The following is a 16705-nucleotide window of genomic DNA, read 5'->3' on the forward strand; positions in this document are numbered from 1 at the left end:
AAGGAACACCCGATGGCAAAGCAGTCCATCTTCGGCCGGATCTCCACGCTCCTGCGTGCGAACATCAACGCGATGCTCGATTCCGCCGAGGACCCGCGCAAGATGCTCGACCAGCTCGTGCGCGACTACACGAACAACATCGCCGATGCCGAGACGGCCATCGCCGAGACGATCGGCAATCTGCGTCTGCTCGAGCGCGACCACGAAGAGGATGTCCAGGCCGCCGCCGACTGGGGCAGCAAGGCGCTTGCAGCCAGCAAGAAGGCCGACCAGCTGCGCGGGTCCGGGCACACCGCCGAGGCGGACAAGTTCGACAATCTCGCCAAGGTCGCCCTGCAGCGCCAGATCCAGTCCGAGAGCGAGGCGAAGTCCGCCGAGCCGCAGCTGGCCGCGCAGAACAAGACCGTCGAACAGCTCAAGGACGGGCTGAACGGCATGAAGCAGAAGCTCGGCGAGCTCAAGGCCAAGTCGGCCGAGCTGATCGCCCGGCAGAAGACGGCCGAGGCCCAGAACAAGGTCGCGGATGCCGTCAAGTCGATCGACGTGATGGACCCGACCAGCGACCTGGGTCGCTTCGAGGAGAAGATCCGCCGCGAGGAGGCCCTCGCCCAGGGCAAGCAGGAGCTGGCGGCCTCGAGCCTGGACGCCCAGTTCAACCAGCTGGACGACATGGGCGAGCTCACCGAGGTCGAGGCGCGGCTGGCCGCGCTGAAGGCCGGGGACGCTCCCGCCGTGGCGGCCGCCCCCGCCCAGAACGCGATCGACGCGCCGTCCGCGCCGTACACCCCCGGCTCCTGAGCCGGTCCGCGGCGCCGGGTATCCTCGGGATGGTCGGCGCCGCCAGGAGGTCACGATGACCCGATTCCTCGTCGTCCCCCAATGGCAGGGGTCGAGTTCGTCGCGCGCGATGCAGCTGATCGACGGCGCCACGGCCATCGCCGGCGACCTGCCCCGGTCCGCCTGCCTGACGGTGGACGTCCCGATGGAGGCGGGCGAGTCCCTGGACTCCGGGGTCCACCGACTCAGCGCCCTGCAGCACTCCGCTCGCGCGCAGCTGACGGCGCTGGCCGACATCGACGAGCCGGTGCTGACGGTCGGCGGCGACGCCGGGGTGGCCACGACGGCGGCGCTGGCCGCGATCGGCGGCACCGGTGGCGCGCCCGATCCGGACGCGGTCGTGGTGTGGTTCAGCGCGCATGCCGGGCTGCACGACCCGGAATCGTCACCCACCGGCGCCTACGACTCGATGGCCGTGCGCGCCCTGGTGGATGAGCGGGTCCCCCGCCCGGCAGAGCACGGTCTCGCGCCGGATCGGCTGATCCTGGTCGGTGTGCGCGAGATCCACCCCGCCGAGGCCGAGCTGATCGAGCGCCTGGGCGTGGCCGTCGTGCCGGTGGGTGAACTGGGCACGCTCGCCGACGCCGTGGCCGCGCGCCGCCCCTCGGGCGTGTTCATCCACGTCGACCTCGACGTGCTCGACCCGGCCGCGATGACCGGGCTGAGCGCGCCCGAGCCGTTCGGACCGGATGTCGCGGCCGTGACCTCTGCCATCTCGGACATCCGGAAGGTCGCCCCGCTGCTGGGCGGGGCGATCACCGAGTTCTCGCCCGCCTCTCCGTCCGCCGCGGTCGCCGATCTCGGGGCGATCCTGCGCATCGTGGGGGCGCTGGCATGAGCCCGATCCCGATTCCGCCGGAGGACTGGCAGCGGCGGGCGCAGCGGGCCGTGGCGCGCGGGCGCGCCTGGGACCGTCTGATCCCGCCGTTCCTGCTCGACTCGCCGATCAGCCGCGCCGGGGCCTGGTACGGCACGGTCACCGGCTGGACGTGGGGCGCGCTGTGGAGCACCGGCCGGGTCGAACGGCGCGACGGACTCTGGGTGTTCCGCGGGCTGCCGCCGTGGACGTTCCGCCGCGGAGGCGTGTGCGTCGGATCCTGCTTCCTCACCGGCGACGCCGAGCCGAGCGACGCCGTACTCAGACACGAGGCCGTACACGCCCGCCAATGGCGCCGATACGGCATCCTGATGCCGCTGCTGTACCTGCTGGCCGGGCGCGACCCGCTGCGCAACCGATTCGAGATCGAGGCCGGGCTGGAGGACGGCAACTACGTGCCGCGAGGATCGGCGCGCTGACGGCCGTGCGGGCTCAGAGGCCGTATTCGGCCGGCACGTGCAGGGTCTCGACCGGACGATCCAGGTGCTCGGCGAGGTGGTCCGCGATCTCGGCGGTTCCGAGGTAGCCGCCCAGCAGGAACACCCGGGTCTCGTCGCCCGGGGCGCACATCATCTCGTCGGCCCACGCGATGACGGCGCGCGACAGCGCCGCGCCGCGCGCACAGGCCCGACCCGAGCCCGGAGCGCCGCTGCGGGCCGAGCGGTCCAGCCAGGTCACCGTCATCCGGCCGGGGACCGTCAGCTCTCCGATCCAGGAGGCATCCGGCACCTCGACGTACACGCGGCCGGTCGCACACAGCGGCAGCGTCGCAAGCAGCGCCTGCAGTTCGCCCAGCGACGACTCGTCGGCGGCGATCAGGTGCTGCACCAGTCCGAGCCGTGCGCGGCGGCGCGCGACGGCGCTGATCGGCGTGCGGGTGGAGGTGTGTGCGGCCATGACCTGATCAGTGTACCGCAAGGATAGGCATGCCTAACCTTGCGGAGCTGCGTCAGACGTCAGGCGCCGGTCTTCGTGCGCGGCGGCACCGGGTAGCGCCCGGCGATGGCCACCCGGTTGAACGAGTTGATCGAGACCAGCAGCCAGCTCAGGGCCACGTACTCCTTCTCAGAGAGGATGCCGCCCACCCGGTCGTACACGTCGTCCGGAATGCCGTCCTCGTGGATGAAGACGAACGCCTCCGCCAACTCCAGCCCGGCCCGCTCGCGCTCGGTGAACACGCCCGACTCGCGCCAGGTCGCGATCTGGGCGATGACGTCGGCATCCAGCCCCGCCTCCACCGCCCGGTCGACGTGGATGCGCACGCAGTAGGCGCAGCCGTTGAGCTGAGAGGCATGCACCTGGACGATCTCGGCCAGCCGGTCGTCGATGCCGGACTGAGTCGCCTGCTCCCGCACAGTCTTGGAGAAGGCGTCCAGCGCATCGAAGGCGGGCCGGAACGCCCGGGACAGGTGCACGCGGGGCTGATCGGTCATGTGCGCCAGCCTATCGAGTGCCTGCGTGCTGGGAGAATGTCGGGGTGACCGACGATTTCAACGAATTCTCGTTCCTGCCCGCGCAGTCCGCCGAGAACGGGCTGGACGGTCCCGTTCCCACCGGCCGGCGGCTGAGCCTGGCCCTGCCGGACGGGCGCACCCTCAGCGCCCTGCGCTACACGCCCGCCGACGACCCGGAGGCGTCCCCCGCCGTCACATTCCTGCACGGAGCGGGGCTGAACGCCCACACCTGGGACACCACGATCCTCGCCCTGGGCCTGCCCGCCTTGGCCATCGACCTGCCCGGGCACGGCGACTCGTCCTGGCGGGACGACCTCGCCTATGTCCCGCCCGTGCTCGCACCGGATGTCGTTGCCGGCCTGCGCGCGTGGACCGATCGTCCGCAGCTGCTGGTCGGACAGTCGCTCGGCGGCCTGACCGCGGCATCCGTCGCAGCATCCGCCCCCGAGCTCGTGCGCGAGCTCGTCATCGTCGACATCACGCCGGGGATCGACCCGAACGGCAACGCCCAGCAGATCGCGCAGTTCTTCGCCGGACCCACCGACTGGGCGACCCGGGACGAACTGGTCGAGCGGGCGCTCGCGTTCGGGCTCGGCGGCTCACGCACCGCCGCGACCCGCGGCGTGTATCTGAACTCCCGGGTGCGCGACGACGGACGGGTGGAGTGGAAGCACCACTTCGCCCACCTCGCCGCCGCGATGGCGGCGAACCCGCCGGCCGGAGGGCCGGATGCCGTGGGCACCGTCCTGGACCGCGGCGGGTGGGGCGACCTGGCGCGCGTGACCGCGCCGGTCACCCTGATCCGCGGCGACCACGGCTACGTCACCGCGGATGAGGCCGCCGACTTCTCCGCGCGTCTGCCGCAGGCCGCGGTCGTCGTGGTGGCCTCCGGCCACAACGTGCAGGAGGAGCTGCCGGTGCCGCTCGGGCGGATGCTGCGCGAGCGCGCGACGGCATCCGGCGCAGCGGCCGGCGGCTGACGCTGTGTTGCGTGGGGATGACTTACGGCGAACGGTCGTCGATCGGTCGGTCTAGGCTTGTCCGCAGCCCGCGAAAGGAACCTCATGCTTCGACGCACCCTGGTGGCCGCCGCCGCACTCGTCGCCGCCGCCTCGCTCGCCCTGACCGGCTGCACCGGCGACGGCGGGACGACGCCCACCGCGGGCGGGACGCCCGACCCGGACGCGTCGGTCGCGATCCGTCTGGTCCTCGAGCCCAGCAATCTCGACATCCGGCAGACCTCCGGGGCCGCCCTCGACCAGATCCTGATGGACAACATCTACCAGGGCCTGGTCTCACGGACCCCGGACCAGAAGATCGTGCCGTCTTTGGCCAGCGACTTCACCGCCGCTCCGGACGGTCTCAGCTACACCTTCACCCTGCGCGAGGGCGTCACCTTCGACGACGGGCAGAAGCTCACCCCCGAGGACGTGGTCTGGTCGCTGAACCAGCACCGCACGCAGAAGGGCTGGGCCGACGCGGGCCGGCTGTCGCGGGTGAAGTCGGTCACCGCCGACGGACAGAAGATCACGATCACGATGTCCGAGCCGGACTCCACCCTGCTGTGGAATCTGTCCGGCCGGTCCGGCGTCATCCTGAAGAAGGACGACAAGGTCGACTACAAGACCAAGGCCAACGGCACCGGGCCGTTCACGCTGTCCAGCTGGAAGCAGGGCGACTCCATCACGTTCGCGCGCAACGACGCATACTGGGGCACCCCGGCCAAGGTCAAGGAGATCGTGTTCGACTACATCCCCGACAACCAGGCGGCTCTGAACGCCGCCCAGGCCGGCGAGGTGGACGTGGTCACCGGGTTCGACGCCAATCTGAAGGACCAGATCGAGGCGAACGGCGACTACAAGCTCGTGCTCGGCAAATCCACCGACAAGGGCACCCTGGCGATGAACAGCCACAGCAAGTGGCTGAAGGACAAGCGGGTGCGCCAGGCGATCCGGCAGGCCATCGACCACAAGGCCGTGATCACGGCCCTCGGCTCCGGCCAGACGCTGTACGGTCCGATCCCCGAGCTCGACCCCGGCTACGAGGACCTGTCCTCGATCGCCCCGTACGACCCGGCCAAGGCCAAGCAGCTGCTGAAGGAGGCCGGCGCCTCCGACATCACGCTGACGCTGACCATCTACAACGGGTACGGCACGACCATCCCGCAGATCCTGGTCTCGGACCTGAACGCCGTCGGCATCACCCTCAAGGTGAACCAGGTCGAGTTCCCCACCTGGCTGAACGACGTGTACCAGAACAAGGACTACGAGCTCAGCTTCGTGCTGCACACCGAGGCCCGCGACTTCGAGAACTGGGCGAACCCGGACTACTACTTCACCTACGACAACCCGAAGGTGCAGGAGCTGTACCAGCAGTCGCTCACCGCGACCAGCGAGGACGAAGCGGCCGGGCTGCTGCGGCAGGCCGCGCGCATCGTGTCCGAGGACGCAGCGGCCGACTGGGTGTACAACGGCGCATCCGTGGTCGCGGTCGGCACTAACATCACCGGTATGCCGTCTGTGAACGTCAACGAACGCCTCAACCTGGCCGAGATCGCCAAGAGCAAGGGGTGATCCGCTACGCGCTGACGCGACTGGCCCTCCTGGTGGTCGGGCTGTTCGTCGCCAGCGTGCTGATCTTCCTCACCCTCCGGGTGCTGCCCGGAGACGTGGCCCAGCTCATCGCCGGCACGAACAGCACGCCCGAGCAGATCGACGCCATTCGCGGTCAGCTCGACCTCGACGCGCCGCTGCCCGCCCAGTACGGCACCTGGATCACCGGCATCCTGCACGGCGACTTCGGCGCGTCGCTGATCACCGGGACGCCGGTGCTCAGCGAGCTCGCGCAGAAGGCGCAGGTGACGGTGCCGCTCGGGCTGATGGCGATGACGGTGGCGCTGGTGATCGCCGTGCCGCTGGGCGTGCTCAGCGCGATCCTGCGCGGTCGCGCCGGCGGAACGGCCGTCAACGTCTCCTCCCAGGCGGTCGCCGCGGTGCCGGTGGTGTGGGCGGGGATGATGCTGGTGGTGGTGTTCGCGGTGTGGCTCGGCTGGCTGCCGGCGCAGGGCTTCCCCCGCGCCGGATGGCAGCAGCCCGGCCTGGCCGCGCGCGCGCTCCTGCTGCCCGCGGTGACCATCGGCGTGGTCGAGGGCGCCATGCTCCTGCGCTTCGTCCGCAGCGCCACCCTGCAGGCGGTCGGCCAGGACTTCGTGCGCACCGCGGCCGCCAAGGGACTGACCCGCACCCAGGCGCTGATCCGGCACGGACTGCCCACCATGGCGCTGTCGGTCATCACCGTGCTCGGACTGCAGGTGGCCGGGATCATCGTGGGCGCGGTGGTGATCGAGCAGCTGTTCTCCCTCCCCGGGATCGGGCGGATGCTGGTGGAGGACGTGGGCAACCGCGATCTGATCAAGGTGCAGGGCGAGCTGCTCGTCCTCACCGGGTTCGTCCTGCTGATCGGCTTCCTCGTCGACCTGTTCCACCGGGCCATCGACCCGCGGCAGCGGGAGGCGGCATGAACGGCTCGTGGGTGCGCCGCCTGTGGCGCCGCTCGACCGGCCGATTCGGCGTGGTGGTGGCGGCCGTCATCCTGCTCACCGCCGGAGTCTCGCTGGTGTGGACCCCGTTCGACGCCCAGCACGTCGACATCGCCGCCCGCTGGCTCACGCCCGGATGGCCGCACCTGCTGGGCACAGACGGGTCGGGCCGCGACATCCTCAGCCTGATCATGAACGGGGCGCGCACGACGGTGGTCGTCGCGATCGGGTCGGCCGTGGTCGCCACCGTGGTGGGGATCGCACTGGCCGCGCTGGGGGCCCTCACCGCGCGCTGGCTCCGCGAATCGGTCGCGGTGTTCGTCGACATCCTGATCGCCTTTCCGGTGCTGCTGATCGCCCTGATGATCTCGGCGATCTGGGGCCGCTCGCTGTGGGTGGTGATCTGGGCGGTCGGGATCGGATTCGGGGTGAACATCGCGCGGGTCACCCGCCCCGAGCTGCGCCGCGTGCTGCACAGCGACTTCGTGCTGGCCGGCGTCGCGTCCGGCCTCACCCCCGGACAGAACCTGTTCCGGCATCTGCTGCCCAATGTGGCGCCGATCTTCATCGTGCAGCTGTCCTGGGGCATGGCCGTCTCGGTGCTCGCCGAGGCCGGGCTGTCGTATCTGGGCGTGGGCGCGCAGGCCACCCAGCCGAGCTGGGGGCTGCTGCTGGCCGAGCTGCAGCAGTACCTGACCGTCCACCCGCTGTCCGTGCTGTGGCCGGGGCTGGCGATCACGTTCACCGTGCTCGGCCTGAACCTGCTCGGCGACGCCCTCCGCGAGGTCACCGACCCGACACTGTCCGGGCGGTCGGACGAGCGGATGCCGCAGCCGGAGGTGATCGCGTGAGCCTGCAGGTGCGCGACCTCACGATCGAGATCGCCGGGCGGCGGGTCGTGGACGGCATCTCGTTCGAGGTGGCCGGCTCGCAGCGGATGGGCCTGATCGGCGAGTCCGGTTCGGGCAAGTCGCTGACCGCCCTGGCCGTGCTGGGGCTGCTTCCCGACGGCGCGACCGCCGGCGGCAGCATCCGCTGGAACGATCGCGAGCTGATCGGCCTGCCCGACCGGGAGCTGGCCGACATCCGCGGCGACGAGATCGGGATCGTGTTCCAGGAGCCGCGCACGGCGCTGAACCCGATCCGCACGGTCGGCCGGCAGATCGCCGAGGCCGTCCGCATCCACGAGCACGTGTCCCGTCGGGCGGCGCGGGAGCGCGCCGTGGCCGAGGCCGCGCGCGTGCATCTGCCGGATCCGGAGCGGATCGTGGACCGCTACCCGCATCAGCTCTCCGGCGGGCAGCGCCAGCGGGTCGCCATCGCGATGGCGCTGGCCTGCCGGCCGCGGCTGCTGATCGCGGACGAGCCGACGACGGCGCTGGATGTCACGATCCAGGCCGAGATCCTCGAGCTGCTCCAGTCCCTGGTCGACGACGACGGCATGTCGCTGGTGTTCATCACGCACGACCTCGCGGTGCTGTCGCAGATCGCCGACCACGGTGTGGTGCTCGAGCACGGCCACGTCGTCGAGTCGGCGCCGGTGCGCCGGCTGCTCACCGAACCGGCCTCACCGGTGACCCAGGGGCTGCTGCGCGACGCGACCGCGACGCTGTGGAAGCCGGAGGGACGATCATGACCGCACCGTTCCTGCTCAGCGGACGGGGTCTGACCCGGCGCTACCCCGCCCGGCGGACCGGTTTCGGCCCGCGCGCACTGACCACCGCGCTGGACGACGCCGACATCGACGTGCGGGAGGGCTCGGCGATGGGGATCATCGGCGAGTCCGGCTCGGGCAAGTCGACGCTGGTCCGCCTCCTGCTCGCGCTGGACGTGCCCACGGCCGGCACCGTCGCCTTCGACGGCCGGCCGGTGGACGCCAGGGCGGGCGCACGGGCGCTGCACTGGCTGCGGCGCGGGACGGGGATCGTGTTCCAGGATCCGTATGCGTCGCTGGACCCGCGGATGAGTGTGGGCCGGATCGTCGGCGAGCCGCTGTGGGCGCTCGGCCTGGACGGCGACGGCCGGTCGGGCAGCACCGGGCGACGCGAGCGGGTGCGGGACGTGCTGGCCGACGTCGGCCTGGAGCCGGAGATGGCCGGCCGGTTCCCGCACGAGTTCTCCGGCGGCCAGCGCCAGCGGATCGCGCTGGCGCGGGCGATCGTGCACCGACCGCGGCTGCTGATCGGCGACGAGCCGCTGTCGGCTCTGGACGTGACCGTGCGGGCGCAGATCCTGGAGGTGCTGCGCCAGCTGCGGGCACGGGACGGGCTGGCGCTGGTGCTGGTCTCGCACGACATCGGCGTGGTGCAGAGCCTGTGCGACGAGGTGATCGTGATGAAGGACGGCCGGATCGTCGAGGAGGGGCCGACCGAGAAGGTGCTGCTCGAGCCGCAGGTGGCGTACACCCGCCGACTGCTGGCATCGATCCCGGTGATCGACCCGGGCGCCTGAGCCGCGGCATCCGCCCCGCCGTCGGGGGTGGGGGTTACTCTCGGATCATGGAGTACGGGATCGTCCCGCCCTTCCTGCTGACGCGGGTGGCGGGCACGCAGAAGCCGCATCTGGCGCGGGCGGCGCAGGCGGCGCAGCACACACTGGTCGCGGCGCCGCGGTATCACGAGCAGCGCAGCCGGCTCGAACTCAGCGTCGAGGGCGGCACGCTGGTGGCCCGCACCTCCCCGTCGCCGGATCGGACGATCGCCGACGCGGCCGGCACCGAGACGCTGCCGGGCACGACGGTGCGCACCGAGGACGAGCCCCCGGTGGCCGACACCGCGGTCAATCAGGCGTTCGACGGGCTCGGGGTGACGTTCGACTTCTACTGGAACGCCTACCAGCGCGACTCGATCGACGGTCGCGGGCTGCCGCTGGACGCCACCGTGCATTACGGCACGGACTACGACAACGCGTTCTGGAACGGGCAGCGGATGGTGTTCGGAGACGGCGACGGCGACGTGTTCACCGGGTTCACCGGGTCGATCACGGTCATCGCGCACGAGCTGACCCATGGCGTGACCGAGAGCTCGGGCGGCCTGGACTACCAGGGGCAGTCCGGCGCGCTGAACGAGTCGATCTCGGATGTGTTCGGGGTGCTCACCGAGCAGTACCAGAAGCAGCAGACCGCCGACCAGGCCACCTGGCTGGTCGGGGCCGGCATCTTCTCGGCCGAGGTGCAGGGCGTCGCCCTGCGCTCGCTGAAGGCACCCGGCACCGCGTACGACGACGACGTCCTCGGCAAGGATCCGCAGCCGGCGACGATGGCCGGCTACGTGACCACCAGCGACGACAACGGCGGCGTGCACATCAACTCCGGCATCCCGAACCACGCGTTCTATCTCGCGGCCATCGCGATCGGCGGGTACGCCTGGGAGCGCGCGGGCCTCATCTGGTATCGGACCGTCACCGGCGGGCAGCTGCCCGCGGACGCCGACTTCGCCCGGTTCGCGGACGAGACCCTCGCGGCCGCTGCGGCAGAGTACGGTGAGGATGCGAAGGAGGTCGCCGCTGTTCGCTCCGCGTGGACGAGCGTCGGCGTGCTCGCCGATGGACACTCCGCATCCCGCTGACGAACCGGACGACGGTCCCGCCGACGTCCCGGCCGATGCGTCGGCCGTGTCGGTGACGGTGATCCGCACCGGCGGCATCGCCGGTCTGCGGCGGTCGTGGACCGCTCGTCCGTCCGGGGATGAGGCGTCGCGCTGGGCTGCGCTGATCCGACAGTGCCCGTGGGACGACGCCATCGCCCAGGAGCCGCCCGAGGGGGCGGACAGGTTCGCGTGGGAGATCCGTGCCCAGTTGGACGAGGCGCAGCGCGCGGCACGGCTTTCCGAGTCGCGGATGCAGGGGCCGTGGCGCGATCTGGTCCATGAGGTGCAGGCGTTCGAGCGCGAACGTCGCACCGGCCGCTGAGCGAGCGCGGCCCGAGGGATGAGCGGGGCGCGGGACCCCTCTTGTCCACGCGCGACCACTTCGCCCCGCACCCAAGAGCAGAGCTATTCATAGACAACTATAAGCAAAGAGACGGCAACGGGAACTCCGGTCTGTGGTAAGCCGAGATGAGTGGAATGGGATGGTCGCCTCCGACCAAGTCATTTCAGTCCGACTGGGGGCGGAGGATGAAGCGCTTGTCGACGAGAAGCATCTTTTTCGCTGGCGTGGTCATCGTCGCCCTCTTCGTGACACCCGCGTCATGGTCAGCGACGGCCAGCACGCGCGATTCTGCCACGTTTCATGCAACGGCATCTCGAACAGCAGCGGCACCATCCACACCCGTCTGCACGCCACTGTCCGTGAAAGTCACGTCGGCGGTGCCCACATTGAACGGACAGCCCATCGCGACGTCGGTCCGCGGTGATGCAACAGTCCGCGCCCTCGATGGTGGTCGGATCGTCGAGACCATCCCGCCGGCAGGTTGGACGCCCGCAACCGCCACCGAGCAGGAGTTGGACTATTACGGGATACCCGAGCGCCCGGCGACCACCGGCGGAACTGCGGCGTGGGGCAAGGATTGGGCAAACTATTCGGGCTTCGTACCCGTCAGCGCTTGTGTATCCACCAACATGCACTTTGACTCGCCCGGCGGCAACTGGGCAGGCATCGTTGATAGGGCCCGTCGGCCTTTCACCGGCATATCTGCAGTCCAATTCATCATGGACGATGCATCACTTCCGTTGCGCCTGATGTGATGGCTTCGCTGCTCGGGGATCCCCGTTCGAGGCGGGTGAAGCGACCGACGGGGGTGGCCCTGCTGCTCTCGTTCGTCCTGCTTGCAGCAGGGTGCAGTGCGATGGTTCCGCCGTCCGACTCGTCTGCACCGACGATCACTTCTGCGACGCCAACCGCACCTCAGACCAGTGTCCCCGATACTTCCCTGGTGACCACCGATGCGGGTGTCTTCACGATCATCCATCCCGCGGATTGGCATTACGTCCCCGGTGAGAACGACGGATTCGGGGCGACTCAGATCGTCGGCTACCTCACGGAGCAAACCCCGGGCCCGCAATGCGTCTTCACCCGTTACCCCGGTGGAGATCTCAACGTGAAGTGTGGACCGCCTGTCGCCAACCTTGACCACGACGGGGTTCTGATCATCATCTCGTCGGGTGTGGGCATCACGGTACCGCCATACAAGCCCAACCGTTCGATCAACAGATCAGGCTCTGCGGAGCTCCTGCCGCCGGCAGGTCGGATAGGGAACTGTCCACGCAACACGACGTGGTCCCGTACGCTGCTCGTCACGGCTGGTCCGCCGGCGAATGCCGGGCCGGGCTATCGCATCGACGCGTGCGTCGCTTCGCCTACGGCCACCGTGACGAAGCAGATACAGGACCTGCTGTCCGCCGTCATGTTCCGAGACGCGCACTGACGAACTCGGTGTGGAGCAATGCCGCCGCTCAGTCCGGCAGGCGCCAGTCCACGGGAGTCGCGCCCTGCGCCACCAGCAGTTCGTTCGCGTGGGAGAACGGGCGCGAGCCGAAGAAGCCTCGGTGCGCAGACAGCGGCGACGGGTGCGCGGATGCGATGATCGGGGTCTGACCCAGCAGCGGGCGGAGGTTTGCAGCATCCCTCCCCCACAGGATCGCCACGAGCGGTCCGCCGCGGGCCACCAGCGAACCGATGGCATGCTCGGTCACCTTCTCCCACCCCCAGTTGCGGTGGGATGCCGGGGCCCCCGGCGCGACGGTGAGCACACGGTTCAGCAGCATCACCCCCTGCTCGCTCCAGCCCGACAGGTCACCGTGCGCGGCGGGTGGGATGTCGAGGTCGGCCTGCAGCTCCTGGTAGATGTTCGACAGGCTGCGCGGCAGGGGCCGCACGTGCCTGTCCACCGCGAAGGACAGCCCGATCGGATGCCCGGGGGTCGGGTAAGGGTCCTGACCCACGATGAGCACCTTCACCTCGGAGCGGGGCCGGGCGAACGCGCGCAGCACCCGGTCGCCGGCGGGCAGGTAGTGACGCCCGGCGGCCACCTCCGCGCGCAGGCGCTCCCCCAATGCGGCGATGTCGCCGGCCACCGGGGCGAGCTCGCCCGCCCAGTCGGCGTCGATGAGTCCGGCATCGGCAAGTTCGGGAAGTGTCATCGCCACCCGACCAGCGTAGGCGGTGGGCGATCACCCCTGCCCGGAGGACACCACGCCGACCATGAGGATGGAGATCACCGAGACCACCGCCATCCCGCCCAGCAACGAGGCCAGGGTCAGCAGCCGCGCGCGCCGCGGCCGCACGGTGAGCCGGACGACCACCATGGCGAGATAGATCGCGATCACCAGGACCAGGCCGATGATCGCCGTGGTCGGCTCGACGGGCACCAGGAACCCGAGCACCACCACCACGACGATGCCCAGCGCGGCGCCCCAGATGAGCCAGCGTCGGCCGGTCGACCGGGTCAGCGCCGGCTGGGCGGTGACCGCCGAGGGATCGCGCCGCTCGTCATCGCTCACGACTCCCCCTCCACCAGGCCGATCGCCGCCCGCACGACGTCGTCCACGCCGATACCCGCGGCATCCATCAGCTCTTGCGCGGTGCCCGAGCCGGGCAGCCCGCGCACGCCCAGCAGCCGGACCCGCGGCCGGGCCCCCTCGTCGGCCAGCGCCTCGAGCACCGCCGACCCGACACCGCCCTCGACGTGATGGTCCTCGACGACGACCAGACGACCGCCGGATGCCTCGGCCGCCGTGACCAGTCCCTCGGCGTCGACCGGCTTGACCGAGTAGAGATCGATGACCCGCGCCTGCACGCCCTTCTCGGCGAGGCGTTCGGCGGCCTGCAGACAGGTGTGGACGGTGACGCCGGCGCCGATCAGTGCGACATCCTCCCCCTCGCGCAGGGTCTTGCTGCCGCCGATCGGGAACGTCTCGTCCGCGTCGTACAGCACGGGGTACGCGCCGCGGGTGGTGCGCAGGTACGAGATGCCGTGCACATCGAGCATGGCCGCCGTCAGCGCCGCCGCGCTGGTCGCGTCGGCCGGGTACAGGACCGTCGAGCCCAGGATCGCCCGCAGTGCGGCGATGTCCTCCAACGCCATCTGCGACGGGCCGTCCTCGCCGATCTCCACGCCGGCGTGCGACCCGCACAGGCGCAGGTCCGCCCGCGAGATGGCCGCCATCCGAATGAAGTCGTAGGCGCGCGAGAAGAAGGCGGCGAACGTCGCGGCGTATGGGGTGAAGCCGCGCACCGACAGCGCCACCGCGGTGGAGATCAGCTGCTGCTCGGCGATGCCGCATTCGAAGAACCGGTCCGGGGCCGCCTCGGCGAACTGACCGGCGTGGGTGGAGTTGCCGACGTCCCCGTCCACGACCGCGACCTTCTCGACCACGGCGAGCGCCTCGATCGCCGCGCCGAACGCCGCACGGGTGGCGACCTCGTCGCCCTTCTCGTACCGCGGCAGCTCGACGCTCGGACGCGGCACCCCGCCCGCCGCGGCCCGGTCCGCATCCGTCGGCGAGGGCACGTGCCGGGCGGGATGCCGCTCGAGGATGCCGTTGGTCACCCCGCCGAGCCGGTCGATGGCCCGTGCGGTCATGTCGTCCGGCAGCGCCTTGCCGTGCCAGCCGTTCAGGTCTTCGACCTCGGGGACGCCCTTGCCCTTGATCGTGCGCGCCAGGACGACCGTGGGCCGGTCGCTCGCACGCGCGTCGGAGAGCGCGCGGTCGATCGCCTCGAGGTCGTGTCCGTCGATCACGACCGCGTCCACGTCGAAGCCGCTGACCCGGCGGACGTACGCGTCCATGTCCCACTCGAGCGCGGTGGAGCCGCTCTGGCCGAGCCGGTTGACATCGACGATCGCCGTCAGCCCGGCCAGCCGCTTGCCGCCGGCGGTCTCCAGCGCCTCCCACACCGAGCCCTCGGCGAACTCGCCGTCGCCGCACAGCACCCAGACGTGATCGTCGCGCTTCTCCAGCCGGTCGGCGACCCAGGCCAGACCCACGCCGATCGGCAGCCCCTGCCCCAGCGATCCGGTCGCGACATCCACCCACGGCAGCACCGGAGTGGGGTGACCCTGCAGGCGTGACCCGAACTGCCGGTAGGTGTGCACGAGCTCGTCGTCGTCGATGACCCCGGCGGCCTTGAAGATCGAATACAGCAGCGGTGAGGCATGCCCCTTCGAGAAGATGAGGTGATCGCCGTCGCGATCGTTCGGGGCGTGCCAGTCGTATTCCAGGTGCCGCGCGAGCAGCACCGCCATGAGATCGGCGGCCGACAGGCTCGAGGTCGCGTGTCCCGACTGCGCCGCCTGCGTCGCCCGCAGCGAATCGACCCGCAGCTGTGCGGCCAGCCGGCGGATGTCATCGAATCCCGTTCCGAAGGTGGTGGTGTGTGACTCCGACATGGTCCGACGATAAGACGGCGGACGGGCCGGAACCACCCCCTTGCGGGATGGAGAGGCGCGAGTTAGTGGTGTCGCGACTCACCTGCCGAGCGTGCGGACGACGACGCCCTGCGGCGATCCGGCTGCCGTCCAGACGCTTCCGGCGCCGGCCACGCGCAGGGCGCCGTCCCCCGCGATGAGGACGGTGTTCTCGTCGATGCCGACGCCCGACTCGATGAGCCCGGCCTCGATGGCGGCGACCAGTCGCGAGAGCGCGCCCCACTGCGCCACGTGGACCTCCACGCTGATGTCGATGAGGCCGATGCCCGGCACCACGGTGACCTCTTCGAGGTCCTCTGCGACGTCTTCGGGTGCGATCTCGACCCCGCCGATGCGCCATCCGCCGCCGAGTGCGTGCGTCGCGGCGATCGCCGAGCCGGCTGAGAAACCCAGATACGGGACGCCGGCGAGGACGGCTGCCCGGATGCGGTCGAAGCACGGCTCGAGCACGTCGCGATAGGCGGGCGTCAGTCCGCCGCCGATGATGATGCCGTCGACGCCGTCGAAGGCCGCCTCTGGCACCCGGCCCGTCTCGGCGACCGCGGTGACGACCGGGTCGATCGCCCCGGCCGGCACTGCGGCGGCGATGAGGCGTGCCGCATGATCCTCCCCGTCACCGTGGCGCACGGCGACGACGGCGACGCGCGGGATGTCGCGACCAGCCTCGAGTGCGCGCGCGGTGGCTTCGGCGACGAACGGCGCGTAGGCGACACCGTCCGGCTGGTCCTGCCAGCCCCCGCCGACGAGATGGACGCTCACTCGCCGCGCACCGTCAGCGGCCCGCGCGCGAGCAGATGCTGGGCGGACTGGGCGACCGGCCGCATCGTGATCAGATCGAGGTTCACGTGGCCGGGCGCGTTCAGCGCGTACGCGATGACGTCGGCGACATCCTCCGCGCGCAGCGGAGCCTCCACGTCCGCATAGACCTTCTCCGCGGCCGCCGCGTCACCGCCGAGCCGGTTCAGGGTGAACTCTTCGGTGCGCACCATCCCGGGCGCGACCTCGACCACCCGGATCGGCTCGCCGTTCAGCTCCAGCCGCAGCGCATGCGCGAGCATGGCCTCGCCCGCCTTGGCCGCGTTGTAGCCCGCGCCGCCCGGGTAGGCGCCCTGCGCGGCGGTCGACGTGACGAACACCAGATCGGCATGGCCGTCGGATGCCGCGGCCCGGCGCAGCCGGGGCAGCAGCGCCGCCACCAGCCGCTGGGCGGCCAGCACGTTGACGTCGAACATCCACTGCCAGTCGGCGGGATCGCCGTCCTCGACCCGATCGGTGCCCCGGGCACCGCCGGCCACCTGCACCAGCGCGCGCACGCCTCCGGTCTCATCGAGCCAGCCGGCCAGGGCGTCGACATCCGCCTGCTGGGTCAGGTCCGCCGCGAACGCGACGGCCCCGGTGTCGGCCTCCACGACGGCCAGCCGGTCGGCGCGGCGTGCCACCCCGACGACATCCCATCCGGTGGCGCGCAGCGCACGCACCGTCGCCTCCCCGATGCCCGAGCTGGCCCCTGTCACCACTGCACGTCTGCTCATCCCTCCACGGTACTCAGCCCGCGGGGCGCAGCGCCGCACCCGGCGCGCGACCGGGCAGGTTACGTCACATTTCCCGGGCGTTGTCGACGGGCCGCGGCA

The 16705-nt window shown here is 70.9% G+C and carries 20 protein-coding genes; 13 read left to right on the forward strand and 7 right to left on the reverse strand.

What is annotated here, in order from left to right; translation table 11 throughout:
* The first annotated feature begins 12 nt into the window (after positions 1–12).
* The 3 genes from AC0L6F_RS04855 to AC0L6F_RS04865 are packed head-to-tail and all read left to right on the forward strand — an operon-like array spanning position 13 to position 2133.
* Positions 13–798 (forward strand): PspA/IM30 family protein, encoded by a 786-nt coding sequence (locus AC0L6F_RS04855; protein WP_473539363.1) that lies wholly within the window; start codon positions 13–15, stop codon positions 796–798.
* 55 nt (positions 799–853) lie between these two features.
* Positions 854–1675, forward strand: a complete 822-nt coding sequence (locus tag AC0L6F_RS04860; RefSeq protein WP_473539365.1) for an arginase family protein — start codon at positions 854–856, stop codon at positions 1673–1675.
* Positions 1672–2133 (forward strand): Fe-S oxidoreductase, encoded by a 462-nt coding sequence (locus AC0L6F_RS04865; protein WP_274637907.1) that lies wholly within the window; start codon positions 1672–1674, stop codon positions 2131–2133. Before AC0L6F_RS04860 ends, AC0L6F_RS04865 begins: the two co-directional genes overlap by 4 nt.
* Positions 2134–2146: 13 nt before the next feature.
* Here AC0L6F_RS04865 and AC0L6F_RS04870 read toward each other — a convergent pair whose 3' ends face one another.
* Both AC0L6F_RS04870 and AC0L6F_RS04875 read right to left on the reverse strand, forming a co-directional pair.
* On the reverse strand, positions 2147–2611 hold the full coding sequence (locus AC0L6F_RS04870; RefSeq protein ID WP_473539366.1) for an SIP domain-containing protein: 465 nt from the start codon (positions 2609–2611) through the stop codon (positions 2147–2149).
* A gap of 59 nt (positions 2612–2670) precedes the next feature.
* Positions 2671–3147: a carboxymuconolactone decarboxylase family protein gene (locus AC0L6F_RS04875; protein WP_259612291.1), complete on the reverse strand. Its 477-nt coding sequence runs from the start codon at positions 3145–3147 to the stop codon at positions 2671–2673.
* Between the two features lie 44 nt (positions 3148–3191).
* Between AC0L6F_RS04875 and AC0L6F_RS04880 the strand changes: the two genes are divergently transcribed.
* The 10 genes from AC0L6F_RS04880 (at position 3192) to AC0L6F_RS04925 (ending at position 12071) form a co-directional block, all read left to right on the forward strand.
* Positions 3192–4148 (forward strand): alpha/beta fold hydrolase, encoded by a 957-nt coding sequence (locus AC0L6F_RS04880; protein ID WP_473539367.1) that lies wholly within the window; start codon positions 3192–3194, stop codon positions 4146–4148.
* 84 nt (positions 4149–4232) lie between these two features.
* Entirely contained in the window at positions 4233–5741 is a 1509-nt protein-coding gene (locus AC0L6F_RS04885; protein ID WP_473539368.1) for an ABC transporter substrate-binding protein, read from the forward strand.
* Positions 5738–6688: an ABC transporter permease gene (locus tag AC0L6F_RS04890; protein WP_473539369.1), complete on the forward strand. Its 951-nt coding sequence runs from the start codon at positions 5738–5740 to the stop codon at positions 6686–6688. Before AC0L6F_RS04885 ends, AC0L6F_RS04890 begins: the two co-directional genes overlap by 4 nt.
* Positions 6685–7557 (forward strand): ABC transporter permease, encoded by an 873-nt coding sequence (locus AC0L6F_RS04895; protein WP_473539370.1) that lies wholly within the window; start codon positions 6685–6687, stop codon positions 7555–7557. Before AC0L6F_RS04890 ends, AC0L6F_RS04895 begins: the two co-directional genes overlap by 4 nt.
* Positions 7554–8342, forward strand: a complete 789-nt coding sequence (locus tag AC0L6F_RS04900; protein WP_473539371.1) for an ATP-binding cassette domain-containing protein — start codon at positions 7554–7556, stop codon at positions 8340–8342. The genes AC0L6F_RS04895 and AC0L6F_RS04900 overlap by 4 nt, the downstream gene beginning before the upstream one ends.
* Entirely contained in the window at positions 8339–9157 is an 819-nt protein-coding gene (locus tag AC0L6F_RS04905) for an ATP-binding cassette domain-containing protein (protein WP_473539372.1), read from the forward strand. Before AC0L6F_RS04900 ends, AC0L6F_RS04905 begins: the two co-directional genes overlap by 4 nt.
* Positions 9158–9204: 47 nt before the next feature.
* Positions 9205–10272 carry a M4 family metallopeptidase gene (locus AC0L6F_RS04910; RefSeq protein ID WP_473539373.1) on the forward strand — a complete coding sequence of 356 codons (1068 nt, stop codon included), beginning with the start codon at positions 9205–9207 and terminating at the stop codon, positions 10270–10272.
* Positions 10250–10615: a protealysin inhibitor emfourin gene (locus tag AC0L6F_RS04915; protein ID WP_473539374.1), complete on the forward strand. Its 366-nt coding sequence runs from the start codon at positions 10250–10252 to the stop codon at positions 10613–10615. Before AC0L6F_RS04910 ends, AC0L6F_RS04915 begins: the two co-directional genes overlap by 23 nt.
* A 206-nt stretch (positions 10616–10821) precedes the next feature.
* On the forward strand, positions 10822–11391 hold the full coding sequence (locus tag AC0L6F_RS04920; protein ID WP_473539375.1) for a hypothetical protein: 570 nt from the start codon (positions 10822–10824) through the stop codon (positions 11389–11391).
* Positions 11392–11579: 188 nt separating this feature from the next.
* Positions 11580–12071, forward strand: a complete 492-nt coding sequence (locus AC0L6F_RS04925; protein ID WP_473539376.1) for a hypothetical protein — start codon at positions 11580–11582, stop codon at positions 12069–12071.
* A gap of 28 nt (positions 12072–12099) precedes the next feature.
* On the opposite strand, the gene AC0L6F_RS04930 is transcribed toward AC0L6F_RS04925, so the two are convergent.
* The 5 genes from AC0L6F_RS04930 to AC0L6F_RS04950 all read right to left on the reverse strand — a co-directional run bounded on the left by AC0L6F_RS04930 (position 12100) and on the right by AC0L6F_RS04950 (position 16606).
* Complete coding sequence (locus AC0L6F_RS04930; RefSeq protein ID WP_473539377.1) at positions 12100–12792, reverse strand: uracil-DNA glycosylase; 693 nt, start codon at positions 12790–12792, stop codon at positions 12100–12102.
* Between the two features lie 24 nt (positions 12793–12816).
* Positions 12817–13146, reverse strand: coding sequence for a hypothetical protein (locus AC0L6F_RS04935; RefSeq protein WP_473539378.1), 330 nt, complete (start codon positions 13144–13146; stop codon positions 12817–12819).
* Positions 13143–15035: a transketolase gene (locus tag AC0L6F_RS04940; RefSeq protein ID WP_274637895.1), complete on the reverse strand. Its 1893-nt coding sequence runs from the start codon at positions 15033–15035 to the stop codon at positions 13143–13145. Before AC0L6F_RS04940 ends, AC0L6F_RS04935 begins: the two co-directional genes overlap by 4 nt.
* 78 nt (positions 15036–15113) lie before the next feature.
* Positions 15114–15833 carry a Type 1 glutamine amidotransferase-like domain-containing protein gene (locus AC0L6F_RS04945; RefSeq protein WP_473539379.1) on the reverse strand — a complete coding sequence of 240 codons (720 nt, stop codon included), beginning with the start codon at positions 15831–15833 and terminating at the stop codon, positions 15114–15116.
* Complete coding sequence (locus AC0L6F_RS04950; protein WP_473539380.1) at positions 15830–16606, reverse strand: SDR family oxidoreductase; 777 nt, start codon at positions 16604–16606, stop codon at positions 15830–15832. The genes AC0L6F_RS04945 and AC0L6F_RS04950 overlap by 4 nt, the downstream gene beginning before the upstream one ends.
* Positions 16607–16705: the final 99 nt, after the last annotated feature.

The organism is Microbacterium sp. G2-16M (genome assembly GCF_055809115.1).

Excerpts from the sequence above, each read along its gene's own strand:
- AC0L6F_RS04855 (WP_473539363.1), top strand. The coding sequence starts at position 13 with ATGGCAAAGCAGTCCATCTTCGGCCGGATCTCCACGCTCCTGCGTGCG.
- AC0L6F_RS04860 (WP_473539365.1), top strand. The coding sequence starts at position 854 with ATGACCCGATTCCTCGTCGTCCCCCAATGGCAGGGGTCGAGTTCGTCG.
- AC0L6F_RS04865 (WP_274637907.1), top strand. The coding sequence starts at position 1,672 with ATGAGCCCGATCCCGATTCCGCCGGAGGACTGGCAGCGGCGGGCGCAG.
- AC0L6F_RS04870 (WP_473539366.1), bottom strand. The coding sequence starts at position 2,611 with ATGGCCGCACACACCTCCACCCGCACGCCGATCAGCGCCGTCGCGCGC.
- AC0L6F_RS04875 (WP_259612291.1), bottom strand. The coding sequence starts at position 3,147 with ATGACCGATCAGCCCCGCGTGCACCTGTCCCGGGCGTTCCGGCCCGCC.
- AC0L6F_RS04885 (WP_473539368.1), top strand. The coding sequence starts at position 4,233 with ATGCTTCGACGCACCCTGGTGGCCGCCGCCGCACTCGTCGCCGCCGCC.
- AC0L6F_RS04895 (WP_473539370.1), top strand. The coding sequence starts at position 6,685 with ATGAACGGCTCGTGGGTGCGCCGCCTGTGGCGCCGCTCGACCGGCCGA.
- AC0L6F_RS04905 (WP_473539372.1), top strand. The coding sequence starts at position 8,339 with ATGACCGCACCGTTCCTGCTCAGCGGACGGGGTCTGACCCGGCGCTAC.
- AC0L6F_RS04910 (WP_473539373.1), top strand. The coding sequence starts at position 9,205 with ATGGAGTACGGGATCGTCCCGCCCTTCCTGCTGACGCGGGTGGCGGGC.
- AC0L6F_RS04915 (WP_473539374.1), top strand. The coding sequence starts at position 10,250 with ATGGACACTCCGCATCCCGCTGACGAACCGGACGACGGTCCCGCCGAC.
- AC0L6F_RS04920 (WP_473539375.1), top strand. The coding sequence starts at position 10,822 with ATGAAGCGCTTGTCGACGAGAAGCATCTTTTTCGCTGGCGTGGTCATC.
- AC0L6F_RS04940 (WP_274637895.1), bottom strand. The coding sequence starts at position 15,035 with ATGTCGGAGTCACACACCACCACCTTCGGAACGGGATTCGATGACATC.
- AC0L6F_RS04950 (WP_473539380.1), bottom strand. The coding sequence starts at position 16,606 with ATGAGCAGACGTGCAGTGGTGACAGGGGCCAGCTCGGGCATCGGGGAG.